This is a genomic window from Burkholderia sp. BCC1988, assembly GCF_905339895.1.
Lineage (GTDB): Bacteria > Pseudomonadota > Gammaproteobacteria > Burkholderiales > Burkholderiaceae > Burkholderia.
In genome coordinates, this window is record NZ_CAJPHA010000025.1 from 13,845 (window position 1) to 35,836 (window position 21,992).

Genomic DNA, 21,992 nt, shown 5'->3' on the forward strand with positions numbered 1-21,992 from the left:
ACATCACGAACCGGAAAAACGCCATGACCGAAATCACCAAGCCTAGCCCTGAGCAACTTCGAGAGACCATCAAGCGGCACGGCCTAACGCGCGGGGAAGCTGCCCAGCTAGTTCACGCATCAATCACCGCTTGGCATGCCTGGAGCGCGCCTGAGGGCAGTTCGAATCACCGGCCAATGCCACTGGCAGCGTGGGAGCTGTTGCTGGTCAAGCTGGGTGAGCATCCTGATTACGGGCCGCGCGCATGAGTTGACGATATACATACAGTGTATGTATTATGAGTTTCCCGTGACGCGAAGCAGACCGCCAAGCGCACTTGCTCCCAGGAGTGTTTTGCATGTTCCAGATCACCATCAGCACCCGCCGTTTCTCCCTCAGCATCGACCAGGGCACCGCGTCCATCCGCATCGGCTCCCGAGAATTCCTGCTGCTCCGTGACTACGTTGAGCGCAACCGTAAGCCCCGCCTGTTGGAAGCCTCCCGAGACTCTGAAGCCCGCACCTGGGAGGCGCTGGTGATGCGTCGCTGGTTGGTCTCCAGCTCACCCGCCTGAGCACCCTGAGCACGGCTGATAGGTCAGCCAGCAGCGTCTCTAGAAGCGCCTCCCGGCAACGGCTGGCGCTTTTTTGTTTCCATTCGGCTGAATCGTAAGCCGGGTAAGGGTTTCCGGGCGGTTCGCCCGTCTATCCCCCGACTCTCGCTCTACGCGCCGCTCTAGTCCTTGCCTGATGGGGCGGTGCGGGGATTCGCAGGCTTAAACCCGCACGTGAGCTAAACCCACACTCTCGCCCTACACGCTGAAGGGGCGCGGCATGGCAGGGCCTAAACCCTGACTCTCGCAAGCAGCCCGCCTGGGTGTTTCTGAGCGAGTCTGAGCACACCTGTTTTTTGAACCTCCGCACTTCTCGCTTCCATGCCCACCGGGCAGGGCTGGTCGCGTCCATCCTACGCCCACCATAAGGACCCTCTATGACTCCCTCCACACCTCAATCCGGCTGGCCACCGGTTTCTCCATCCGGCCGCATCACGTACCGCCCTGCGACTCCCGAAGATGCCACTGAGCTGGCCCCTAAGCTGCGCCAGTCGGACATCGCTGAGATGGCGCTGACCTGGGCCGGTTCGCCTGAGACGCGTCTTGCGGAATCTGTCCGGGTATCAGATGAGTCCTGGGCGCTACTGATCGATGGCCAGATTGAGGCCGTGTTTGGTCTCGTTCGCTATCCGATGGCCAACGTGCCGTGGATGCGCTGTTCCGCTGCTGTTACAGGTCACACCCGCGAGCTTCTGTCGCATGCGCGCGCTTGGCTCGATAGCGTTCGTGCGGCTGATGTGCCGCTGGCCAACACCGTGGCTTCGAACAACGCGGAGGCAATGACGATGCTGGAACACCTGGGCTTTGTCATTGGCGATGTCGCACCTGACCAAGGGCCTCCGGGAAGCTTCCGTTTCTTCTATGAGGTGCCGCGCCGTGTGTGAGCCCACAAGCCTCAGCCTCACCACGATGACCATCGCGAGCATGGCCATGAGTGCCGCTACTGCGGCAGCCAGCTACGTGAGCCAGAGCCAAGCAGCGAAGCGCCAGAGCGACGCCGCTCAAGCCGCTTACGACTCTCAGGTTACGCAGACCCGCAACGAGATGACCCAGCAGAACCAGGCAGCAGCCGAGCAGATGTCTGAGCGAGCTCGCCAAGCGATGATCGAAACGGGTCATCTCCAGGCGCTGGCTGCTGACTCTGGGATCAACGGCGGGGGAAGTAACGACCGCGTAGGTAACGAAGCCAACTTCAACGCTGGCCAGGACATCGCGGCCATGCAGGCCAACTCGTCTTCGCAGCAGCGACAGATGGTCAACCAGCTCAGCGGTAGCTACGCACAAGCAGTTTCACGAACAGCCAGCATCCAACAGCCGAGCCTCATTGGTACAGGTCTTCAGATTGCGGGCGGTGCCCTCAATGCATACACGTCCCAGCAATCCATCAAGGACCGTGTTACGGGCGGAGTTCCCGGCTCGAACGCATACGGTTTCAAGATGCCTGGGTCATCGACCTGACAACCTCACACCACCATGTCTCAATCACCGAACACCACTCAGCAAATCACCCAGCGCGGTCAGGGAGACCCTGGCCAGCGTCAGGTCACCTTCCAGCCCCAAGAGCGGCCGGTGGACACCTACCAGGCTCCCGCTCAGGATGCCACGCTCAATGGCCTTATCGACGGCCTCAGGGCGTTCAACCCGGCTCTGGATCACTACGTCAACCTGGAGAACCAGAAGGACGCCACACAGGCCTTCAAAGCGGGAACCTCAGCGGGTCAGCTCAGTGACGCTGGACTCATCGATGCGCAAACCGGGGGCATCAAGGTTCCGCCTCCGTCTGCTGACTCCCGCGTGGACCCTGCGTTCAACGATACGTTCGCTCAGGGCTATCGCAACGCGGTGGGCCTGAAGATTGGCAATCAGGTTCAGTCGGACATCCTGAGCGCCTACCAGGAGCACAAGAACCAGGACGGGTTCGACCCGGAGAAGTTCCTCCACGAGCAGGTAGCGCAGCACACGGCTGGCCTCACGGACCCGGCGATTGTCGACCAGGTATCCAAGAGCGTTGCTACGACGGCCGATAGTGTCCGCAAGGACTACGCTCAGGTGCAGTTCCAGCGCCTGAAGGAAACCGCGTTCGGCAACTTCTCTGCGGTCGCTGATGGTGTCCTGGACCCGACCAAGAGCCTCCAGCAGATGTGGGATGGGGTTCAGCAGACGCTTGAACCGATGCGCGGTCAGATGGGCATGATGACCCGCCCGGAGATGGCTGACATGCTCCTGGACAAGATCAACAACTTGTCCTCGCAAGCTGGCGGCCGGCCGGAACTGTTCGACCTGTTCACTCAGTTCAAGGACCCGCACACGGGCCTGACGCTCCAGCAGATGAACCCGAAGATTCAATCGGAGGCCACTCGCCTCCAGCATCGGGCTCTCGAAGAGCAGAACCAGCGCATCGAACAGGCGCAGCAAACGGACTTCTTCAAGAGGACCGTGGCGGATGAAGAGGCAGCGAGTCAGGGCAAGCAACCTGACATCAATGACTTCGTGAACCGCATCGGCCCGCTGAACCAGTTCAAGAGCGCAAGCGCTGCGCTGGGCGAGTATCGACGGCTCCAGAGCATGGCTGACGCTGCCCAGCAAAACGTCCAGGCGGTCCAGTCGGTTGGCACTGGTACGGCGTGGGCGCTCGACAAGAAAGACGCTCAGGCGGCTCTGGACACCGTTCAGCAGCCTGATGTGGGCGTTCTCATGCAGGTTGCTTCTGGGAAGGTTGCGGGGGACCCCTCGCAACTCCCTCAGGTGCAACAAGCAATCAAGTCCATCGTGGACATCACGGGCCGCTCAGGGCGCAGTGACATCGCGAACAGCAAACTGAAGGCCCTCATCGACGGAACAGTTAATGCAGTACCCCCGAAAGACGGCCAGCCTTCGAGTCAGTTCCGTTTAGCTGCTGCTATGTACAGCGGCCTCCCCGATCAAATCAAAGGGCTCTACTTTGATGAGAAAGCTAGTGACCTGTTCCGGTCATACACGAAACAGCGGGAAGCCGGTGTTTCCGATGATACGGCTTATGAGACGGCGTATCGGGCAATTTCTCCAGAGGCGCAGAAGCTTGCGCAAAAAATCACCAGTGATCCGGAGTGGCAAAAGAAGGTCACAAGCGATGTGTCTGGGGTCACCACCAGCCTGATTCAACATATCCCGCTCATCGGGCGTTTATTCGGTGGGACACCGCAGAACACTGAGCGGCTCAGTTCTTGGGCACAGCTTGAGCTCCGCGACTATTACTTGCGTAACCCGAACGCCACCTCCGACCAAGCAAAGGACTGGATTCAGCAGCATGTGCAGTCAAATTTTGTCTACGACCCAGTGAACAAGATTGATGTGCAGGTCCCCCCGAACAGGGCGAGTGAGCAAACCCAGGAGGCCATGCAAAACTACCTAGACAAGGCGCGGAAAAAGTACGGTGATGAAGTTAGTCCGGGCCTTGTGTACAGCAAGGATGGCCAATATACGCTGGTGGCGTTTATCAACGGGAACCCTGTCCACGGACTTGGAAACGTGACGTTCGATCAGATCATGCAGGAGACCGCATCGACCAAACTCCTGTCCCCTGACGAGCGCGCAGCGATGTCCGTACTGAAGCAGAAGCTGGGTAACGGCACGGCCACTTCGCAAGACCTCATTGATAACTCTGAGCTGTTGGCGAAGGCCACGAACCTGAACCAGATTAATGATGTCATGCGCGGCCAAATCAGCAAGGTCCGTGACGGTGCATTCAACGGCGCACTGAGCAACGTCTTCAACTTCCCGACTACGCCCGCGAGCTTTGCGGGGCTGTCAGGTTCACGCCTCACCGGCCAAGGCTCGAAGATTCAGGTGAAGCAGGCCGAAGATTTCCTCTTCAGCGTCAACCGACTCAATCCGCTCGAATCCACCAGTTTGGCAGCTTCGCTTACTGCGATGGGCGAAGGGCTGGTACTGAAGGCAACACCTGACCCGAACCCTAAGGCCGGCTTGAATATCGGCTACGGTTACAGCCTCAGGGCGAATGATGCAACCATCGGGGAAGACTTCCGCCGCGCTGGCATTCCCACCGACCGCATCGACGGTATCAAGGCGGGCACCGTTCAGATTACCCCTGAGCAGGCCGCGCGGCTCCTGGAGGTGTCGCTACCGCGTTACGAGCAGCGCGCTAAGCAAGCTGTAGACGCTGCGCGTCCTGGGCTTTGGTACACGATCAGTGCGGGCCAGCGTGCCGCATTGACTGATGTGGCGTATCAGGTCGGAGATGTGGGTCAATTCCAAAAGGCCATTGGGGCTCTCGCTCGCAAGGACATCGCGGGCTTTAACGACGCGCTGAAGGTCACCTACTTGGCCGACGATGGTACCCGCCGCGAAGACCAGCGCCGGAACAATCTCCGTTCTCTGATGATTAACGGTATCTCAGCCTGGACACAAGGACTCGCGGAAGCAAAGCGAACCGCGAAGTAGAGATGTTCATCCGTTCCGCCCCAAGCCGCCCCGCCAGTGATGGTGAGGGCGGCTTTTCTTTTTCTACCTCAGGAAACCTATGAACCAACGTAACGAAACCCTCATGGCTCTCGATGGAGCCCTTGCGCCGCTGCTGGCGGTCGTGGCTATGGCCAAGGATGGGGCAGCAGTCTTTAACGATGATGGCACGACCATCCGAGCTCAGAGCCCCTTCGAGCTCGCATCAATCATCCGCAGTCATCCGCCCGTGGCCATCGCGAAACGTGAAGGCGCGGCGCGGTGGGCGTGGGGCTTCCCTGGCTGGGAGAAGCATCGGGATGAGCTTCAGGTGGCGGGGTTCGGGGAGCACACGGGCATCTCTGATGAGTTCCTAGAGCTGGCTGGATTTGATCGGCAGGAACTGGCCAAGGAACTCGCGGTGTTGGAGGGCCTGGGTCATGTGGCGTTCATCGTGCGAAGCGGGCACGCGAAGGAGGGCGCGTGAGTAACGATGGATTGCTTCCTTGGGAGGGCGATGACGAGCTGGCTGCGGTAAAGGCTCAGGCACTGGCCGCGCAACACGCTTGCTTAGCGAACGGTGGCAGGCCGGTAGAGACTGAGGTTCGGCCTGAGGTCTCCGCGAAAGAGCGTTCGCACGATGACCAGGGCGACTCACACATCGATACCGCACCACCGGACCTCCCGGAAATCGGCGCATTCGTTCGGAGTCTCGGCGGGCTAAACAGTGTGGCCATCTTTAAGGACCTTGTAGCAGCGGATCTGATGACCCACCGAGCTGGCCGCTATCAGCAGCGCTCCCGGAGGGCGGGCGATGTGGAATGGTTCCGCAGCGTCAAGGTGGGGCGAGGTCATACGGTGTACGTCACACCCGCCGGTCAGGAACTCATCGTGCAGCTCAAGAAGGACGGAAGGCTGACCAAGGCGTTGACCAAACAGCCACTCACGCCACAGCAGAAGAAAGCACGGGAGAAGGCGCGCAAGGTGGCGAGGGATAAGCGGGAAGCAGAGCGGGCAGCGCTGGCGGCTAATCAGCCGGCCGTCCTGGCCAAGCTCGAACAGACCATCGAAGAATGTATTCAGCGACGCGGGGCGCTTCGTGAACGGCTGTCGCTGCGTAGCCTGCCGGTAGCAGGCTAGTCAAGATTCGGCTGAAGTTCAAGGAAAGATGCGCGCGCAACGAATGGCGCCCAGCCAATTGGAGCCTTCACGCCGAATGACCAGTCATGAGCAGCAACACAGAGAGGTATGCATTGAGTGATGCAGCAGGGGTAGGGCCGCACAAGTCAAAACAGTCAGGGAAATTGGGAGGGCCGCTAGGGCTGACCCACGCCCTCCTGACGGCTCCCCATCGGGTTCCGCTCGGCAGCCTGAAGGTGGATGAGGGGCGGTTTCAGGTGCGGGACCACAACAGTAACAAGTATGTCCAGGGCATCCTCAAGAAGCAGGAATCAGCAGCGGTCAGCGCTTCATTGAAGGAGGTAGTGGAGCGGGGAGACCCACTAGACCCCGTGGTCTATTGGCAGGACCCAGCGGTATCGGATGGCCCCTTGTGGGTGATCGACGGCCACCATCGGATGGAGGCGTATGAGGCCGCTGAGGTGCGCCCGGAGGCTAACGTATGGGGGCAGCGGTTCACTGGAGCGACAGAGGCGGAGGCGCGTGCATTCGCCCTGCACATCAATTCCCGTGAGCACCTGAACATGACCCAGGCTGAGCGCTATCAGGCATTCTGGTTGATGCTGCTGGCAGGCGAGGTATCCGGCAGCGCGCGGGACCTGGAGCAACGATTCAACGTCCCTAAGTCCACCGTAAGCCGAATGAGCCAACAGGTGCCCGCAGTCCGGGAGCGGTTGCGCCGCATGGCTGCCGCTGAAGGAGATGAGCTGGACGTAGGGTATATCCGCGAGAGTGCGCCGCAGTGGCGCAAGCTGTCCGAGTGGCAAGCCAACGATACGGAGGTGGAGAAGATGGCCGCTGAGGCCCTGGAGCAGAAAGCAATTGACGGCGTGGTTCGTGGGATGGCCGTCAAGTTTGGGAAGGTGGTACAGGCTCAGCCGGACATCGTGCTGAAGGCATTCGAACAGTTCTTCCAGGAGGCCACTGGGCAGGCTCTGGATGTTCGTCGGCTGAGCCCTGAAGAGGCCACTGAGCGGGACTCGTGGGAGTTCTAGCGGAGCCCCGTGGGACGGGCTTCAGGTGTCCCATATAGGAGCATGGTTTGGGACAGCAGGAGCTGTCCCAATGGGACACCCTAGCCAAGCCGTCCCAGCAAGCTCCTAGGGTCCAGATGCGTGTATCGATTGAGCATCTGAAGCGTCTTGTGCCCGCTGATGGTTCGGGCCTCCACCATGTTGAATCCCTTCTCAAATAGACGAGAGACGGCCTCGTGACGGAAGTCATGGAATGTGAAGTCCTCCATGTCGCAGGCTATACGGGCCTTCTTGAAGCGCCGCGCTATGCTCCCTTTGAGGATGTCGAAAACATACCGGTCCGGATTCCTTGGGAGCGTGCGGAGGGCCGCAACCGCCGCGCTGGATAGGGGGACCGTGCGGGGCTCTCCATTCTTCGTATCGGGGAGATATGCGAGTTGGCCATCGAGGTCCAGGTTCTGCCACGTGAGCGTGGTTATTTCCCCGCGCCTCATCGCAGTTTCGACCGCGACGATTACGGCAACCTTTAGCCAATGGTCTCCGGCCCGTTCGCACCAGTCGATGATTCTGGCGTACTCTCCCGACCTCAGGCGGCGGTCTCTAACGTTGCCCTGCTTCATTCGTCTCATGGCCTTCCTGGGGTTCACAACGTCTTCATAGCCCCAGTCAGCGCGCGCCACTTCGTATAGGTGTGAGACAAACGCAATCTCGGTGCGTATGGTGGCGATTTTGATCCCCTGTGCTAGGCGCTGATTCATGTACGCGGTCAAGTCAGCCCCACGGATACTGTAAAGGAGGCGGTCGGCAAGGGGATGTCTGAGCCACCGTCTGATGACGCCCATCTCGGTGTGCGCGCTCTTCTTGTGGGGCGTTACTTCCTTTGCGTACCTCTCAATGGCTTCCCTTACCGTGAGGTCACGGCGTGGAGCTGGAGGCGGGACGAAAGCGACATGCGCCCTTTGTTTTTGTCGTCGCTCGTCGCGCGCTGCATGTCCACTCATGCGCGGGAGGTGGAGTCGTAACCACTGCTCGGCCTCGTCATAGGTGTCGAAGGTCCGAGTTTTTACTTTGCCGTTCGGATAGTAAATGCCGGCCTGGAAGCGCCCGCTAGGGAGTTTGATGATGTGCTCCATTGCTGCCCCTCACATGGGTTATCTGGGGCTCACGATAGCAATGGGCTGGGGGCTTGCGTAAGCCCCTTGGGTATAGTGGAAAACCGTCAGTTCTATTGAGCGTTCCACTAGGGCACGTCATGTGAGAGTGGATTACCCGCGCGCGTCTGATGCAGGAGGTATCCGGAATTCCGTGTGTGAGGCGGGTTAAAACTCAGATTCCGATACTAAAGCGCTCTGGGTAAAGCAGCGCGAACTGGGTCATCGCGCTCTTCCAATCGTGTCGGGAGCCGGTCCACTTGGCAACGACGTTGCGCAGCGCCAGCCAGATCAGTTTGAGTGCGGCCTCGTCCGACGGCTTGGCATCGCCCTTCTCGTAGCCGAGATGGTGGGTCAGTTCGCCGCCCAGCGCCCGCCCGAAGATCGCCTTCTTGAGCGCGGCAAGCTGCTCGTTGATCGTCGCCCGGTCCAGCGTTCCGGGCACCAGTTGCTTGATCAGTTCCGGGTCCAGGTTCAAGCCCTTGCCCGGTTCAATCGTCACTTCTTCCTTGCGTTTGCGTGGCATAAAAGTGGCTCCTTGGTCGCCAGTTTATGCCTCGCACACAAAGTTTCGGATAGGCTCCTGATGCAGTGCCTTACCTAACCATTCGCGCTTGATGGGAAGGCTGTACCCCTTGCCGTACCCCGCAGCTTCGCCCTTGGTTGCCCATCCGCCAATCGAATGGCGAACCTCCGTAGGGCATCCAACATCGCGAAGGCGGTCAGCCATCGTATGCCGGAATTCATGGGCCGTGTGCTCCCACTTGTTTGCCCGCAGCCAGCCCGCAACGGTGGCCGATGCACTGTCAGCGTTGCACCCCTTGGCGTCTGAGGTGTAGCGGGGGAAGGCGAACTTCTGCCCCGGCTTCGCGGATGCCTTCACTCGTCGGGCTGCCCATAGAGAATGACCAAGGAGGGGGACCTCCCGCTCACTCGGCCCACCAGCGCCACCCTTTACGGTTCTCCAAGGTTGTTCCTTGATGACGATGTGCGGCACCGGGCCATCCAGCACAATCTCCCCCAGCGTGAGGCCAGTGACCTCCGCGATTCGTGCGCCTGTGTCTGACAGCAGCGCGACCAACCATCGGATGTCATCGTCCATCTCCACACACTTGGCTTGTACAGCAGAGAGCTCGCCGGGAGTGAATGGGACCCTGGCTTTCGTGTCCTTGCCTTCACCAGCAATCTGAAGGGACTCAAAGGGGTTCGTCCGCATCAGTTCTTTTTCCCTGATGTAGGAGGCAAAGACCGCGCTGATAGTGCTGATGCGGCGGCGCACTGTCCCAGTCTTCAGGCCGGTGGCGATTTGGCTGTCAACGTACTTGCGGGCGTCTTCCCGCGTGGCCTTGGCAAACGGTTTATCACCAACAACATCGGTCAGGGTCTTGAACGCAGCCCGAGAGAACCCCGTGAACTTCTCGTCGTCACGCTTCTTGTGGTGGCTGATGTACAACTCCAGGGCATCGCTGAGCGAATCCGCTAAGGTCCCGGCCACCATCTGCGCAGCCGTGGACTCCACCGCCGTTAGGTATTCCGCCCCGCTGGCTTCCCGGTATACCTGTTCATCACCGTCAGCGTGGGCTGTGCGTTTCTTCTCAAGGTGGTCGTGGAAGAGCTGTACGGCCATCTCCGTGGTCTCGTCCCGCTCCGCGCTGGGAACGATGCCCCAGGATGCTAGAAACGCCTCAGCGTGCTTCCTGGTGGCTTTCAGGGACGATTCAGGATCAGCCCGCAGCATCCGCCACTCTTCCTCATACCGCTTGTTGAGGGCGTCAATCATGTGCGCCGCTTGGCCAACGTCGGAAGTCTTGAGGTTAATCTTTACGGTTTTCTTACCGTAGTGGTGGTGGAGGTCGCGGGGGATAGGGCGCTGGAAATAGTAGATGTCCCCGCGCAGATAGCTGTTCTTCAAGGTGAAGGTGAGCGCGCCTAGGCGTAGCTTCATAGGATGGTAACCACAGAAGTTACCACAGAAACACGCCGGGAATTACTGGAGGGCCTTACTGGATAAGGCTTTGAAGGAACTTGATGGTGCCCAGGGCCGGAATCGAACCGGCACGCCTTGCGGCGGGGGATTTTGAGTCCCCTGCGTCTACCAATTTCACCACCTGGGCTTTGATCCTGGCCGCGCATGTGATTCGTACGGATTGTGCGCGGCGAAACGCGGATTATGGCGGAAAACGGGGCACCGGGCAAGCTGTCCGGCGACCGCCCGTGCGTTACTGGCTCAGATAGACGAATCGGCCCTGCTTCACGATCCCCATCACGCTCGCGCGCTGATCGAGCCCCACGTGATCCTTGTCGCTGGTGTTGACGACACCGTTCGGCACGACGAGTTCGTGCGCGCGTTCGAGTTCGCGCCGCAGCGCCGCGCGGAAGCCCGGCGTGCCGGGCTGCGCGGCCTTGAGCGCGCGGCCGACCGCGTCGGCGAGGCGCGGGTACACGCCCGCCGCGTCGCCCGCGAACTGGGTGACCGTGCCGGCGCCGTATTTCGCTTCATACGCATCGACGAACGCGAGCGCGGCCTTGCGGGCCGGATGATCGGCAGGCAGCGTGCGCGCGACGACCACCGGCTGGGTCGGGAACAGCGTCCCGTCGACGTCCTTGCCGCCGAGCTTGATGAACTCCGGCGTGGCGATCCCGTGCGTCTGGTAGATCGCGCCCTTGTAGCCGCGCTCGATCAGCGTGCGTTGCGGCAGCACGGCCGGCGTGCCCGAGCCGGCGATCAGGATCGCGTCGGGCTTCGCGGCGATCAGCTTCAGTGCCTGGCCGGTGACGCTCGCGTCGGTGCGGTTGAAGCGTTCCGTCGCGATCACGCGGATCTTGCGGACTTCCGCGAAGCGCGTGAATTCGTTCAGCCAGCTGTCGCCATAGCTGTCCGCGAAGCCGATGAAGCCGACCGTCTTCACGCCGTGGTTGGCCATGTAGCGCGTCATCACGTCGGCCATCGCGCTGTCGCTCTGCGCCATCTTGAATGCCCAGGTCCGCGCGCCTTCCTGCGGCTCGACGATCGCGCCGGAGCCGACCAGCGTGATCATCGGCGTCTGGGCGGCGGCCACCGCGTCGAGCGCCGCGAGCGCGGCCGGCGTGATGTTCGGCCCGACCACGACGTCGACGCGATCCTCGTCGACCAGCTTGCGGATGTTGCGCACGGCCGCGCCCGGGTCGGACGCGTCGTCGAGCACCGTCACCTGCACCGGCTGCCCGGCGATCGTCTTCGGCCACATCAGGATCGCGTTCTTGCTGGTGATGCCGATCGCGGCGGCCGGGCCGGTCGACGACAGGTCGACGCCGACCTTCAGGTCGGCATGCGCGGCCGCGCAGGCGAGCACGAGGGCGGCGCCGGCGGCGCGGCGCAACAGGGCGGGAAGCGTCATGCGGAAATCTCCGTCGGGCAATAAAAAGGGGCGCGATTTGCGCCCCTGTCGTTATACCTGACCGTCAAAGCTCGTACGATTCGGATTCGCCCTTGAGCGCCTGCTCGATCAGCTTGCGGTTCAGCGTCGGCGACAGCAGCTCGACGAGCGTATACACATAGCTGCGCAGATAGGCGCCCTGCTTGAGCGCGACACGCGTCACGTTGCTGCCGAACAGGTGGCCGACCGGAATCAGCCGCAGGTTGCGGTCGCGCTCCGGGTTGAATGCGATGTCGGCCATGATCCCGACGCCCAGGCCGAGTTCGACGTACGTCTTGATCACGTCGGCGTCGATCGCTTCCAGCACGATGTCCGGCGACAGCCCGCGCAGCGCGAACGCATGATTGATCTTCTTGCGGCCGGCGAACGCGTCGTCGTACGTGATCAGCGGGTACTGCGCGAGATCGTCCAGCGTGACCGGCTTGCGTTCGAGCAGCGGATGGTCGGCCGGCACCACGGCCGCGTGATGCCACTGGAAGCAGGGCAGCGACACGAGTTCCTTGTAGTCGGCGATCGCCTCGGTCGCGATCGCGAGATCGGCCTGATCGTGGATCACCATCTCGGCGACCTGCGTCGGGCTGCCCTGCAGGATCGACAGGTGCACCTTCGGGAAGCGCTTCTTGAACTCGGCGATCGCGGCCGGCAGCGAGTAGCGGGCCTGCGTGTGGGTGGCGGCGATCGTCAGGTTGCCCTGATCCTGCGCCGCGTAATCTTTTCCGACCCTTTTGAGGCTTTCAACTTCCTGCAGGATCCGCTCGACCGATGCGAGGATGATCCTGCCCGGCTCGGTGAGCGAGCGCACGCGCTTGCCGTGCCGCGTGAAGATCTCCACGCCGAGCTCGTCCTCGAGCTCGATGATCGCCTTCGACACCCCCGGTTGCGACGTGTAGAGCGCCTTGGCGGCCTCGGTGAGGTTGAAATTCTGCCGGACGGCCTCGCGCACGAAGCGAAATTGGTGCAGGTTCATTTATAACCCTTCCGCATATCAACAGAATTTTTTAGTCGTTTGAAATATAAGGCGAGTTTATTACGATTCACCGGAGTTTTTCAAATATGGATATCTGTTTTCGTCATTAGCAATCCAGCCGGGCCGCGCAAGGCCGGCGATGGCGGCGGAACGGAGATTCGGGCGCGACGTGGCTAGGACGTCGCGCGGTCACCACGAAAACCCCTGGGGTCCCCGAATGTATCAGTACGACCAATACGACCAGACGATCGTCGACGAGCGTGTCGCGCAGTACCGCGATCAGGTGCGCCGCCGGCTGTCGGGCGAGTTGAGCGAAGAAGAATTCCGTCCGCTGCGCCTGCAGAACGGCCTGTACATGCAGCGCCACGCATACATGCACCGCATCGCGATTCCGTACGGCAACCTGCGCAGTGACCAACTGCGGATGCTGGCGCGCATCGCCCGCGAACACGACCGCGGCTACGGCCACTTCTCGACCCGCTCGAACATCCAGTTCAACTGGATCCAGCTCGAGGAAACGCCGGAGATCCTCGCGAAGCTCGCGTCGGTGCAGATGCACGGCATCCAGACCTCGGGCAACTGCATCCGCAACATCACGGCGGACCAGTTCGCGGGCGTCGCCCAGGACGAGGAGATCGATCCGCGTCCGTGGTCGGAAATCCTGCGCCAGTGGTCGACGTTCCATCCCGAATTCGCGTGGCTGCCGCGCAAGTTCAAGATCGCGGTGTCGGGCTCGACGCACGACCGCGCGGCCGTGCAGATCCACGATCTCGGCGTGTACCTGAAGAAGAACGCGCAGGGCGAGGTGGTCGCGAGCATCCTCGCGGGCGGCGGCCTCGGCCGTACGCCGATCATCGGCGCGGTGATCAAGGAAGACCTGCCGTGGCAGCACCTGCTCACCTATTGCGAAGCCGTCCTGCGCGTATACAACCGCTACGGCCGCCGCGACAACCTGTACAAGGCGCGTATCAAGATCCTCGTGAAGGCGCTGTCGCCCGCGAAGTTCGCGCAGCAGGTCGAGGAAGAGTGGCAGCATCTGAAGGACGGCCCGTCGACGCTCACGCAGGCGGAAGTCGACCGCGTGTCGCAGTACTTCCAGCCGCCCGTCTACGAGAAGCTGGCCGACACCGACGCGTCGTTCGAACAGCACCTGCTCGAGAACAAGGCGTTCGCGCGCTGGGTCGAGCGCAACGTCGCGCCGCACAAGGTGCCGGGCTATGCCGCGGTCACGCTGTCGCTGAAGGACCACCGCGTCGCCCCGGGCGACGCGACCGACGCGCAGATGGACCTGGTGGCCGACTGGGCAGACGCGTACTCGCTTGGCGAACTGCGCGTGTCGCACGAGCAGAACCTGATCCTCGCGAACGTGAAGAAGCGCGACCTGTTCACGGTGTGGGAAAAGGCGAAGGCGGCCAGCTTCGCGACGCCGAACGTCGGCCTGCTGACCGACATCATCGCGTGCCCGGGCGGCGATTTCTGCTCGCTCGCGAACGCGAAGTCGATCCCGATCGCGCTGGCGATCCAGCAGCGTTTCGACGATCTGGACTACGTGTACGATCTCGGCGACCTGTCGCTGAACATTTCCGGTTGCATGAACTCGTGCGGTCATCATCACGTGGGCAACATCGGCATCCTCGGCGTCGACAAGGACGGTGCCGAGTGGTACCAGGTGTCGCTCGGCGGCGAGCAGGGCACGGGCCGCAACGGCGCGCGCCTCGGCCGCGTGATCGGGCCGTCGTTCTCCGCGGAAGAAGTGCCGGGCGTGATCGCGAAGCTGATCGACACGTTCGTCGAGGCACGCATCGACGGCGAGCGCTTCATCGACACGTACGACCGCATCGGCATCGCTCCGTTCAAGGAGCGCGTGTATGCGGCGCGCCAGGCAGTCAACGCGTAACCAACCGGGTAGAAGGAATTTGCAGATGGCTTCGATTATCAAGAACCGCGCAGTGATCGACGACGCATGGCAGGTCGTGCGCGCGGCGGAAGACGGTGCGCTGCCCGCGGTCGACGCATTGCCGGCCGGCAAGGTGCTGGTGCCGTTCACCCTGTGGCAGGCCGAGCGCGCGGCGCTCGTCGCCGCGAAGACGAAGGACGAACTCGGCGTGTGGCTCGCGCCGGACAGCGAGCCGGCCGACCTCGTGGCCGACTTCGGTGCGATCTCGCTGATCGCCGTCGATTTCCCGCGCTTCGCGGACGGCCGCGGCTACAGCATCGCGCGCCTGCTGCGCGAGCGCCACGGCTGGACCGGCGAGCTGCGCGCGATCGGCGACGTGCTGCGCGACCAGCTGCTGTACATGTCGCGTTGCGGCTTCGACGCGTTCGCGGTGCGTGCCGACAAGGACATCCACGATGCACTGAACGCGTTCGGCGAATTCACGCAGCGTTACCAGGGCGCATTCGACGAGCCGGCGCCGCTGTTCCGCCGCCGCGCGGCCGCGGCCGACGCGAAGGTGAGCGCATGAGCGCCGCGACCGCACTGACGCCCGAACTGGCCGCAAAGGTCGAGCGCCTCGACGCGCTGCTCGCGCAGATCGGTGCGCGCCACGAGAAGGTGAAGTTCGCGAGCAGCCTCGCCGCGGAAGACATGCTGCTCACGCACGCGATCCTGTCGAAGGGCGTGTCGATCGGCATCTTCTCGCTGAACACCGGCCGCCTGCATGCGGAAACGCTGGGCATGATCGACCGCGTGCGCGAGCGCTACGGCTACGAGATCGAGCAGTTTCATCCGCAGCAGGACGCGGTCGACCAGTACGTCGCCGAGCACGGCCTGAACGCCTTCTACGAAAGCGTCGAGCTGCGCAAGTCGTGCTGCCACATCCGCAAGGTCGAGCCGCTGAACCGCGCGCTGGCCGACGTCGGCGCGTGGGTCACGGGCCAGCGTCGCGAGCAGTCGGTCACGCGTGCGGAGCTGCACGAGGAAGAACAGGACGAAGCGCGCGGGATCGCGAAGTACAACCCGCTCGCCGACTGGACGGAAGCCGACGTGTGGGCGTACCTGAAGGCGTTCGACGTGCCGGTCAATCCGCTGCACGCGCGCGGCTATCCGAGCATCGGCTGCGAGCCGTGTACGCGCGCGATCCGCCCCGGCGAGGACAGCCGGGCGGGCCGCTGGTGGTGGGAGTCGCGCGACACGAAGGAATGCGGGCTGCACATCACGATCACGCCGATTCCCGCGAACGCCGAAGCCGGCGCCGCGCACTGAAAGCCGACAAGAAACCGAATATTGCGCCGCCCGCGACAGCGGGCGGCACGAACCCAGAAGAGAAGGACTGAAATCATGAGCACGACGCTCGAGCAATCCGCCTTTGCCCCGCCCACCGGTGCCGACGACCGCATGGGCCACCTCGACTGGCTCGAAGCCGAGTCGATCCACATCCTGCGCGAACTCGTTGCCGAATGCAGCAAGCCGGCGCTGTTGTTCTCGGGCGGCAAGGACTCGGTCGTCGTGCTGCACCTCGCGCTGAAGGCGTTCGGCCTCGGCGCGAACCGCAAGACGACGCTGCCGTTCCCGCTCGTGCACATCGACACGGGGCACAACTACGAGGAAGTGATCGACTTCCGCGACCGCCGCGCGCAGGAGCTCGGCGCCGAACTGGTGGTCGGCCACGTCGAGGATTCGATCAAGCGCGGCACCGTCGTGCTGCGCCGCGAAACCGATTCGCGCAACGCCGCACAGGCCGTCACGCTGCTCGAGACGATCGAACAGCACGGCTACACGGCGCTGATCGGCGGCGCGCGCCGCGACGAAGAGAAGGCGCGCGCGAAGGAGCGGATCTTCTCGTTCCGCGACGAATTCGGCCAGTGGGATCCGAAGGCGCAGCGCCCGGAACTGTGGAGCCTGTACAACGCACGCCTGCACAACGGCGAGCACCTGCGCGTGTTCCCGATCTCGAACTGGACGGAACTCGACGTGTGGCAGTACATCGCGCGCGAGAACCTCGAACTGCCGTCGATCTACTACGCGCACCAGCGCGAGATCGTGCGCCGCAACGGGCTGCTCGTGCCGGTCACGCCGCTCACGCCGATGCGTGACGGCGAGACGAGCGAACTCGCGCAGGTGCGCTTCCGCACGGTCGGCGACATCAGCTGCACGTGCCCGGTCGAGAGCGACGCGGACGACGTCGAGAAGATCATCGCCGAGACGGCGGTGACCGAGATCACCGAACGCGGCGCGACCCGGATGGACGACCAGGCATCCGAAGCCGCGATGGAACAGCGCAAGAAGCAAGGTTATTTCTGAAGCACACGAGGACATTCACATCATGAGCATCATCGAGAACACCGAAGACCTCGGCGTGTTGCGTTTCATCACCGCGGGCAGCGTCGACGACGGCAAGAGCACGCTGATCGGCCGCCTGCTGTACGACAGCAAGGCCGTGCTGTCCGACCAGCTGTCCGCGCTGTCGCGCGCGAAGAACAAGCGCACGGTCGGCGACGAGATCGACCTCGCGCTGCTGACGGACGGGCTCGAAGCCGAGCGCGAGCAGGGCATCACGATCGACGTCGCCTACCGCTATTTCGCGACCGCGAAGCGCAAGTTCATCATCGCCGACACGCCGGGCCACGAGCAGTACACGCGCAACATGGTGACGGGCGCATCGACCGCGCATGCGGCGATCATCCTGGTCGACGCGACGCGCGTGACGATCGAGAACGGCGTCGCGGAACTGCTGCCGCAAACGAAGCGCCACAGCGCGATCGTGAAGCTGCTCGCGCTGCAGCACGTGATCGTCGCGATCAACAAGATGGACCTGATCGACTACAGCGAAGCGCGCTTCAACGAGATCCGCGACGCGTACGTCGCGCTCGCGAAGCAGCTCGGCCTGAAGGACGTGCGTTTCGTGCCGGTGTCGGCGCTGAAGGGCGACAACATCGTCGGCGCGAGCGAGCGCATGCCGTGGTACGCGGGCGAACCGCTGCTCGACGTGCTCGAATCGCTGCCGGTCGAGACGCAGGCGCATGACGCGCTGCGCTTCCCGGTGCAGTGGGTCGCACGCCAGGACGGCAGCTCGGCCGACGATTTCCGCGGCTACATGGGCCGGATCGAATCGGGCGAGGTGAAGGTCGGTGACGAAATCGTCGTGCTGCCGTCGAACCGCACTGCGACGATCGCCGAGATCATCGCGCCGGTGCCGGGCGGCACGGCGGCGGTCGCGCACGCGTTCGCGGGCCAGACGGTGACGATTCGCCTCGCGGAAGACGTCGACGTGTCGCGCGGCGACATGTTCGTCACGACCGCCGAGACGGTCGCGCCGGCGAAGAAGCTCGAGGCGGACCTGTGCTGGTTCGACGAGACGCCGCTGTCGCCGCAGCGCAAGTACCTGCTGAAGCAGACCACGAGCACGGTGTTCGCGAAGATCGGCGCGGTCAAGGAAGTGCTCGACGTGCATACGCTGTCGCACGCGACCGACCGCCAGGAACTGAAGATGAACGACATCGGCCGCGTCGCGCTGACGCTGCAGAAGCCGATCGTCTGCGACACCTACGATGCGCACCCGGGCACGGGCGCGTTCGTGCTGATCGACGAGGCGACGCACCACACGGTCGCCGCCGGCATGATTCGGGCGTTCTCGGCGTAACGGGCTTAACCGGCGGTCAGCGCCGCCCTGGCGGCGGCGCGGGCCGGCCGCCGTCCGCACGAGCAGGACCCCAAGTGAAGCGACAAACATGGGCAAGGTATATCTGATCGGAGCAGGGCCGGGCGCCGCGGACCTCATCACGGTGCGCGGCATGCGGCTGCTCGAGCAAGCCGACGTCGTGCTGCACGACGCGCTCGTCGAGCCGGCGATGCTCGACTACGCACCGAACGCGCGGAAGATCGCGGTCGGCAAGCGTTGCGGGCAGCGTTCGACCGCGCAGCATTTCATCAACAAGCAGATCGTCGATGCGGCGCGCGAGCACGTGTGCGTGGTGCGCCTGAAGGGCGGCGACCCGATGCTGTTCGGTCGCGCCGAAGAGGAAATGCGCGCGCTCGAAGCGGCGGGCATCGATTTCGAGGTCGTGCCGGGCATCACCGCGGCGCTGGCCGGCGCGGCGACGCTGAAGCGCTCGCTGACGTTGCGCGGCGTGTCGCGCAGCGTCGCGTTCGCGACGCACAGCCGCGCACCGGGCAGCGACGAGATTCGCGAGGCCGCGCGCGCCGATTCGATCGTCTACTACATGGGCCGCGACAGCGCGCCGGGCATCGCGCAGGAACTGATCGACGCGGGCCGTGCGAGCGCGACGCCGGTGGCGATCGTCGAGGCTTGCAGCACCGCGCGCGAGCGCACGCTGACGCTGACGCTCGGGCAGATGGCGGCGGGCGGCGCGCAGGCGTGGCTCGACCCGGCGGAGCCGAGCCTGCTGATGATCGGCGATGCGTTCGCCGAACGCGTGCGGCACGCGAAAGAGGGCGCTGCGTTGCAGGATGCGGCCTGAGTCGAACGTGCGATCCGCAGGAAAAAAAAGCGCCGGCTTCCGAAGCCGGCGCTTTTTCGTTTGGGCTCGCAGCTTCGGCCAGCGATTCGCTTACGCGTCGCGGCCGAGCTGGTCGATGCAGTAGCGCGCGATCGCATCGAGCACGCCGTCGTCTTCCCCGACGGCCGTCGCGCAACGGATCTCGACGCCCGGATGCGTGGCCCGGCATGCATCGACGAGCTGCGGCAGGTCGCGGCGGACATGCCCGCCCTGACCGAAGAACACGGGCACCACGGTGATGCGCGTGCAGCCGGCCGCGACTTGCGCGGCGACGGCCGTATCGAGCGATGGCGTCATCAGTTCGAGAAACGCGAGCGACACGTGCGGAGCAGGGGAGCCGGCCCCGCGCAGCCGCGCGGCGAGCCGTTCGAACGGCTCGGCCCAGCGCGGATCGCGTGCGCCGTGGCCGAACAGGACGATGCCGTGCGAACTCATGTCGAAGCCTCCGTCGTGACCGCGCTCAGTGCCGGTCGACCCACTTGAGCGCGAACAGGCCGAGCGCGAGATAGATGAGGCCCGGCGTCGCCGCGGTCAGCGGCGCGGGCCACGTGTTCAGCGTGCCGATGTGCGAGAACAGCGTGTTGAGCAGCTGGAAGCTCATGCCGAGCATGATGCCGCCGAACACCTTCACGCCGACCACGCCGGCTCGCGTGTGCAGGTACGCGAACGGCAGCGACAGCACCAGCATCACGAACACCGCGAACGGGTAGAGCAGCTTGCGCCACAGCGCGATGTCGTAGCGCTGCGTGTCCTGCTGGTTTTCGCGCAAGTGCTGGATGTAGCGGAACAGGTTGATGAGCGACATCCGTTCCGGCGACACGAGCAGCACCGACAGGATCTGCGGCGTCAGGTCCGAGCGCAGCCGGTATTCGGGCAGCGTCACCTGTTGCGACCGGTACACGGGGTTCAGCGCGTCGGCCGGTGCACCGCCGACCGGCTTGATCGGCGTCAGTTCGGTTTCCGTGACGCCCTTGAGCAGCCAGTGGCCGGGCGGCTCGTAGCGGCCCGTCTGCGCGATCCGCACGTTCTGCAGCTGGAATTTCGAGTCGAACTCGTAGATGCGCACGTTGCTGATCGTCGAGTCGGGCGACAGGCTGCCGACGTTTACGAAGCGCGTGACCTGCTCGCCGTTCTCGCGGGCCGCGAGCGTGTCCTTCACCCATACGCCCGACTGGAAGTTCGACGACACCGACGCGCCGAGCGCCTGCAGCCGCACGCGTTCGGACAGCTGGTCGGCGTACGGGCCGACGAATTCGCCGATCAGGTAGGTGATGATGACGAGCGGGACGCCGATCTTCAGCAGCGAGCGCAGCGCCTGGTTGGTCGCGAGGCCCGACACGCGGAAGATCGTGAATTCCGAGTTCGCGGCCATCTGCGCGAACACGTAGATCGCGCTGATCAGCGCGGCGACCGGGATGATCTCGTAGAAGCGCGACGGGGTCTGCAGCGCGACGCGCAGCACCGCGTAGCCGAACTTGTAGTTGCCGTGCCCGACCGAGTTCAGTTCGCTGATCAGGTCGAAGAAGAAGAACAGGCCCGAGAACGCGAACAGGATGAAGATGAACGTGACGTAGATCTGCCGCGCGAAGTATTTTTCATAGAGCCGCATCGATCATGCTCCCGAGCGGCCGAACAGCGCGCGTGTAAACAGCGGACGATTGCGCACGCGCAACCAGAAGATGAACGCGACGATCGCCGCGACGACCAGGTGCAGGCCGACGAGGCCGACGCCGAACGACATCTTGCCCTGCTCGATCTGCGCCTGCACGACGTTCAGCAGGTTCGAGTACGTCAGGTAGATCAGCACGGCCATCACGAGGTTGATCGTGCGGCTGCGGCGCGGGTTCTGGTACGACAGCGGAATGCCGAGCACCATCAGGTTGATCGCGATCAGCGGCAGCCCCGCGCGCCACGCGAATTCCGCGAGGTTGTCGCGCGTCGGGTTGCGCAGCAGGTCCGGTGTCGGCGTGCTGTTGGTGGTCGGCACGTTGGTGACCGGAGTGCTCGTGATCTTCACGCCGTAGCGCTGGAACTCCATGATCTTGAAGTTCGGCTGGCCGGGCGTGCCGTCGTAGCGGCGGCCGTCTTCCAGTACGACGAAGCGATCGCCGTCCTTCGTTTCCGTGTGGCCGGTGTGCGACACGACGACGTTGACCTTGCCGTTCTCGGTCGACGTGACGAACACGTTCTGCACCTTGCTCTGGTCCGGCGACATCTTCTCGATGAAGAACACGCGATGGTTCGAGGCCGATTCGCGGAATTGGCCCGGCGCGAGCAGCGAGATCTCGTCGCGCTGCTGGAAGCGCGCCTTGATCATCTTGCTCTGCTGGTTCGACCACGGCCAGCCGACGAACGCGAAGAACGCGATCAGCAGGACGATCGGCGTGGCGAACACGCCGATCGGCTTGATCAGGCGCGTGAGGCTCACGCCGGATGCAAGCCAGACCACCATTTCGGAGTCCCGGTACCACCGGGTCAGCACGAACAGGATCGACACGAACAGCGTGACGACGAGCATCACGGCGAGGTAGCCGATCACGGTCAGGCCGATCAGCACGAGCACGTCGCGCGGATCGATTTCGCCGGACGCGGCATAGCCGACGATGCGGATCATCATCGTCGTGAGCATGATCGTGAGCAGCACCATGAACACGGCGCCAGCCGTATACGCAAGCTCGCGCTGGAGGGAGCGTTCGAAGATCATTCTTGATGAGAAGAGGGCGGGAGGCTGCGCACGCGTGGTGGAGCGCTCGCGCCGCCACGGGAAAAATAGCGGATAATTGCGGCTTTCATCCTTAGCCCAGATTTTATCCGAGG

The 21,992-nt window shown here is 63.3% G+C and carries 21 protein-coding genes, 1 tRNA gene and 2 pseudogenes; 14 read left to right on the plus strand and 10 right to left on the minus strand.

The features are described from left to right. Window positions 1–23: 23 nt before the first annotated feature. The 8 genes from U4012_RS29395 to U4012_RS29430 all read left to right on the plus strand — a co-directional run bounded on the left by U4012_RS29395 (window position 24) and on the right by U4012_RS29430 (window position 7,203). Complete coding sequence (locus U4012_RS29395) at window positions 24–248, plus strand: transcriptional regulator (RefSeq protein WP_154817390.1); 225 nt, start codon at window positions 24–26, stop codon at window positions 246–248. An 89-nt stretch (window positions 249–337) separates the two neighbouring features. Further along, window positions 338–553, plus strand: a complete 216-nt coding sequence (locus tag U4012_RS29400) for a hypothetical protein (RefSeq protein ID WP_321802801.1) — start codon at window positions 338–340, stop codon at window positions 551–553. A 545-nt stretch (window positions 554–1,098) separates the two neighbouring features. Further along, on the plus strand, window positions 1,099–1,476 hold the full coding sequence (locus U4012_RS29405) for a hypothetical protein (protein WP_321802803.1): 378 nt from the start codon (window positions 1,099–1,101) through the stop codon (window positions 1,474–1,476). A 46-nt stretch (window positions 1,477–1,522) separates the two neighbouring features. Continuing rightward, window positions 1,523–2,050, plus strand: a complete 528-nt coding sequence (locus tag U4012_RS29410) for a hypothetical protein (protein WP_321802805.1) — start codon at window positions 1,523–1,525, stop codon at window positions 2,048–2,050. A 111-nt stretch (window positions 2,051–2,161) separates the two neighbouring features. Next, the gene (locus tag U4012_RS29415; RefSeq protein ID WP_321802806.1) at window positions 2,162–5,032 is read left to right on the plus strand and encodes a glycoside hydrolase family protein; all 2,871 of its coding nucleotides are present in this window, start codon (window positions 2,162–2,164) and stop codon (window positions 5,030–5,032) included. 79 nt (window positions 5,033–5,111) lie between these two features. Then, complete coding sequence (locus tag U4012_RS29420) at window positions 5,112–5,516, plus strand: hypothetical protein (protein ID WP_321802809.1); 405 nt, start codon at window positions 5,112–5,114, stop codon at window positions 5,514–5,516. Beyond that, the gene (locus tag U4012_RS29425; protein ID WP_321802811.1) at window positions 5,513–6,169 is read left to right on the plus strand and encodes a hypothetical protein; all 657 of its coding nucleotides are present in this window, start codon (window positions 5,513–5,515) and stop codon (window positions 6,167–6,169) included. Before U4012_RS29420 ends, U4012_RS29425 begins: the two co-directional genes overlap by 4 nt. Before the next feature lie 86 nt (window positions 6,170–6,255). Next, entirely contained in the window at window positions 6,256–7,203 is a 948-nt protein-coding gene (locus tag U4012_RS29430) for a hypothetical protein (protein WP_321802813.1), read from the plus strand. Window positions 7,204–7,283: 80 nt separating this feature from the next. Here U4012_RS29430 and U4012_RS29435 read toward each other — a convergent pair whose 3' ends face one another. The 7 genes and pseudogenes from U4012_RS29435 to U4012_RS29460 form a co-directional block, all read right to left on the minus strand. Next, complete coding sequence (locus U4012_RS29435) at window positions 7,284–8,315, minus strand: site-specific integrase (RefSeq protein ID WP_321802815.1); 1,032 nt, start codon at window positions 8,313–8,315, stop codon at window positions 7,284–7,286. Window positions 8,316–8,508: 193 nt separating this feature from the next. Then, window positions 8,509–8,652 (minus strand): annotated as a pseudogene (locus U4012_RS29440) (IS256 family transposase); the annotation flags it as partial. Then, window positions 8,647–8,835, minus strand: a pseudogene (locus U4012_RS36030) (IS256 family transposase); the annotation flags it as partial. The pseudogenes U4012_RS36030 and U4012_RS29440, both read right to left, overlap by 6 nt. Window positions 8,836–8,883: 48 nt before the next feature. Continuing rightward, window positions 8,884–10,278, minus strand: a complete 1,395-nt coding sequence (locus tag U4012_RS29445) for a DUF6538 domain-containing protein (RefSeq protein ID WP_321802817.1) — start codon at window positions 10,276–10,278, stop codon at window positions 8,884–8,886. Between the two features lie 84 nt (window positions 10,279–10,362). Next, window positions 10,363–10,447: transfer RNA gene (locus tag U4012_RS29450), tRNA-Leu, on the minus strand. A 105-nt stretch (window positions 10,448–10,552) separates the two neighbouring features. Continuing rightward, the gene (locus U4012_RS29455) at window positions 10,553–11,710 is read right to left on the minus strand and encodes an ABC transporter substrate-binding protein (RefSeq protein ID WP_124666010.1); all 1,158 of its coding nucleotides are present in this window, start codon (window positions 11,708–11,710) and stop codon (window positions 10,553–10,555) included. A gap of 64 nt (window positions 11,711–11,774) precedes the next feature. Further along, a complete protein-coding gene (locus U4012_RS29460) occupies window positions 11,775–12,716 on the minus strand; it encodes a CysB family HTH-type transcriptional regulator (protein WP_009689198.1) in 942 nt (313 codons plus the stop codon). Between the two features lie 217 nt (window positions 12,717–12,933). On the opposite strand from U4012_RS29460, the gene U4012_RS29465 reads away from it, so the two are divergent. The 6 genes from U4012_RS29465 to cobA all read left to right on the plus strand — a co-directional run bounded on the left by U4012_RS29465 (window position 12,934) and on the right by cobA (window position 19,136). After that, complete coding sequence (locus U4012_RS29465) at window positions 12,934–14,613, plus strand: nitrite/sulfite reductase (RefSeq protein ID WP_321802820.1); 1,680 nt, start codon at window positions 12,934–12,936, stop codon at window positions 14,611–14,613. Window positions 14,614–14,638: 25 nt separating this feature from the next. After that, window positions 14,639–15,181, plus strand: coding sequence for a DUF934 domain-containing protein (locus U4012_RS29470; protein ID WP_044845618.1), 543 nt, complete (start codon window positions 14,639–14,641; stop codon window positions 15,179–15,181). Next, entirely contained in the window at window positions 15,178–15,921 is a 744-nt protein-coding gene (locus tag U4012_RS29475; RefSeq protein WP_044845619.1) for a phosphoadenylyl-sulfate reductase, read from the plus strand. The genes U4012_RS29470 and U4012_RS29475 overlap by 4 nt, the downstream gene beginning before the upstream one ends. Before the next feature lie 75 nt (window positions 15,922–15,996). Then, window positions 15,997–16,959: a sulfate adenylyltransferase subunit CysD gene (cysD, locus tag U4012_RS29480; RefSeq protein WP_044845620.1), complete on the plus strand. Its 963-nt coding sequence runs from the start codon at window positions 15,997–15,999 to the stop codon at window positions 16,957–16,959. A 22-nt stretch (window positions 16,960–16,981) separates the two neighbouring features. Further along, on the plus strand, window positions 16,982–18,298 hold the full coding sequence (locus U4012_RS29485; RefSeq protein ID WP_321802823.1) for a sulfate adenylyltransferase subunit 1: 1,317 nt from the start codon (window positions 16,982–16,984) through the stop codon (window positions 18,296–18,298). 88 nt (window positions 18,299–18,386) lie between these two features. After that, window positions 18,387–19,136 (plus strand): uroporphyrinogen-III C-methyltransferase, encoded by a 750-nt coding sequence (gene cobA, locus U4012_RS29490; protein WP_321802825.1) that lies wholly within the window; start codon window positions 18,387–18,389, stop codon window positions 19,134–19,136. 90 nt (window positions 19,137–19,226) lie between these two features. On the opposite strand, the gene U4012_RS29495 is transcribed toward cobA, so the two are convergent. The 3 genes from U4012_RS29495 to lptF are packed head-to-tail and all read right to left on the minus strand — an operon-like array spanning window position 19,227 to window position 21,879. Then, window positions 19,227–19,610 (minus strand): sirohydrochlorin chelatase, encoded by a 384-nt coding sequence (locus tag U4012_RS29495; RefSeq protein WP_044845623.1) that lies wholly within the window; start codon window positions 19,608–19,610, stop codon window positions 19,227–19,229. A gap of 25 nt (window positions 19,611–19,635) precedes the next feature. Then, entirely contained in the window at window positions 19,636–20,784 is a 1,149-nt protein-coding gene (gene lptG, locus U4012_RS29500; protein ID WP_321802827.1) for an LPS export ABC transporter permease LptG, read from the minus strand. A 3-nt stretch (window positions 20,785–20,787) separates the two neighbouring features. Continuing rightward, the gene (gene lptF, locus U4012_RS29505) at window positions 20,788–21,879 is read right to left on the minus strand and encodes an LPS export ABC transporter permease LptF (protein WP_044845625.1); all 1,092 of its coding nucleotides are present in this window, start codon (window positions 21,877–21,879) and stop codon (window positions 20,788–20,790) included. Window positions 21,880–21,992 lie beyond the last annotated feature (113 nt).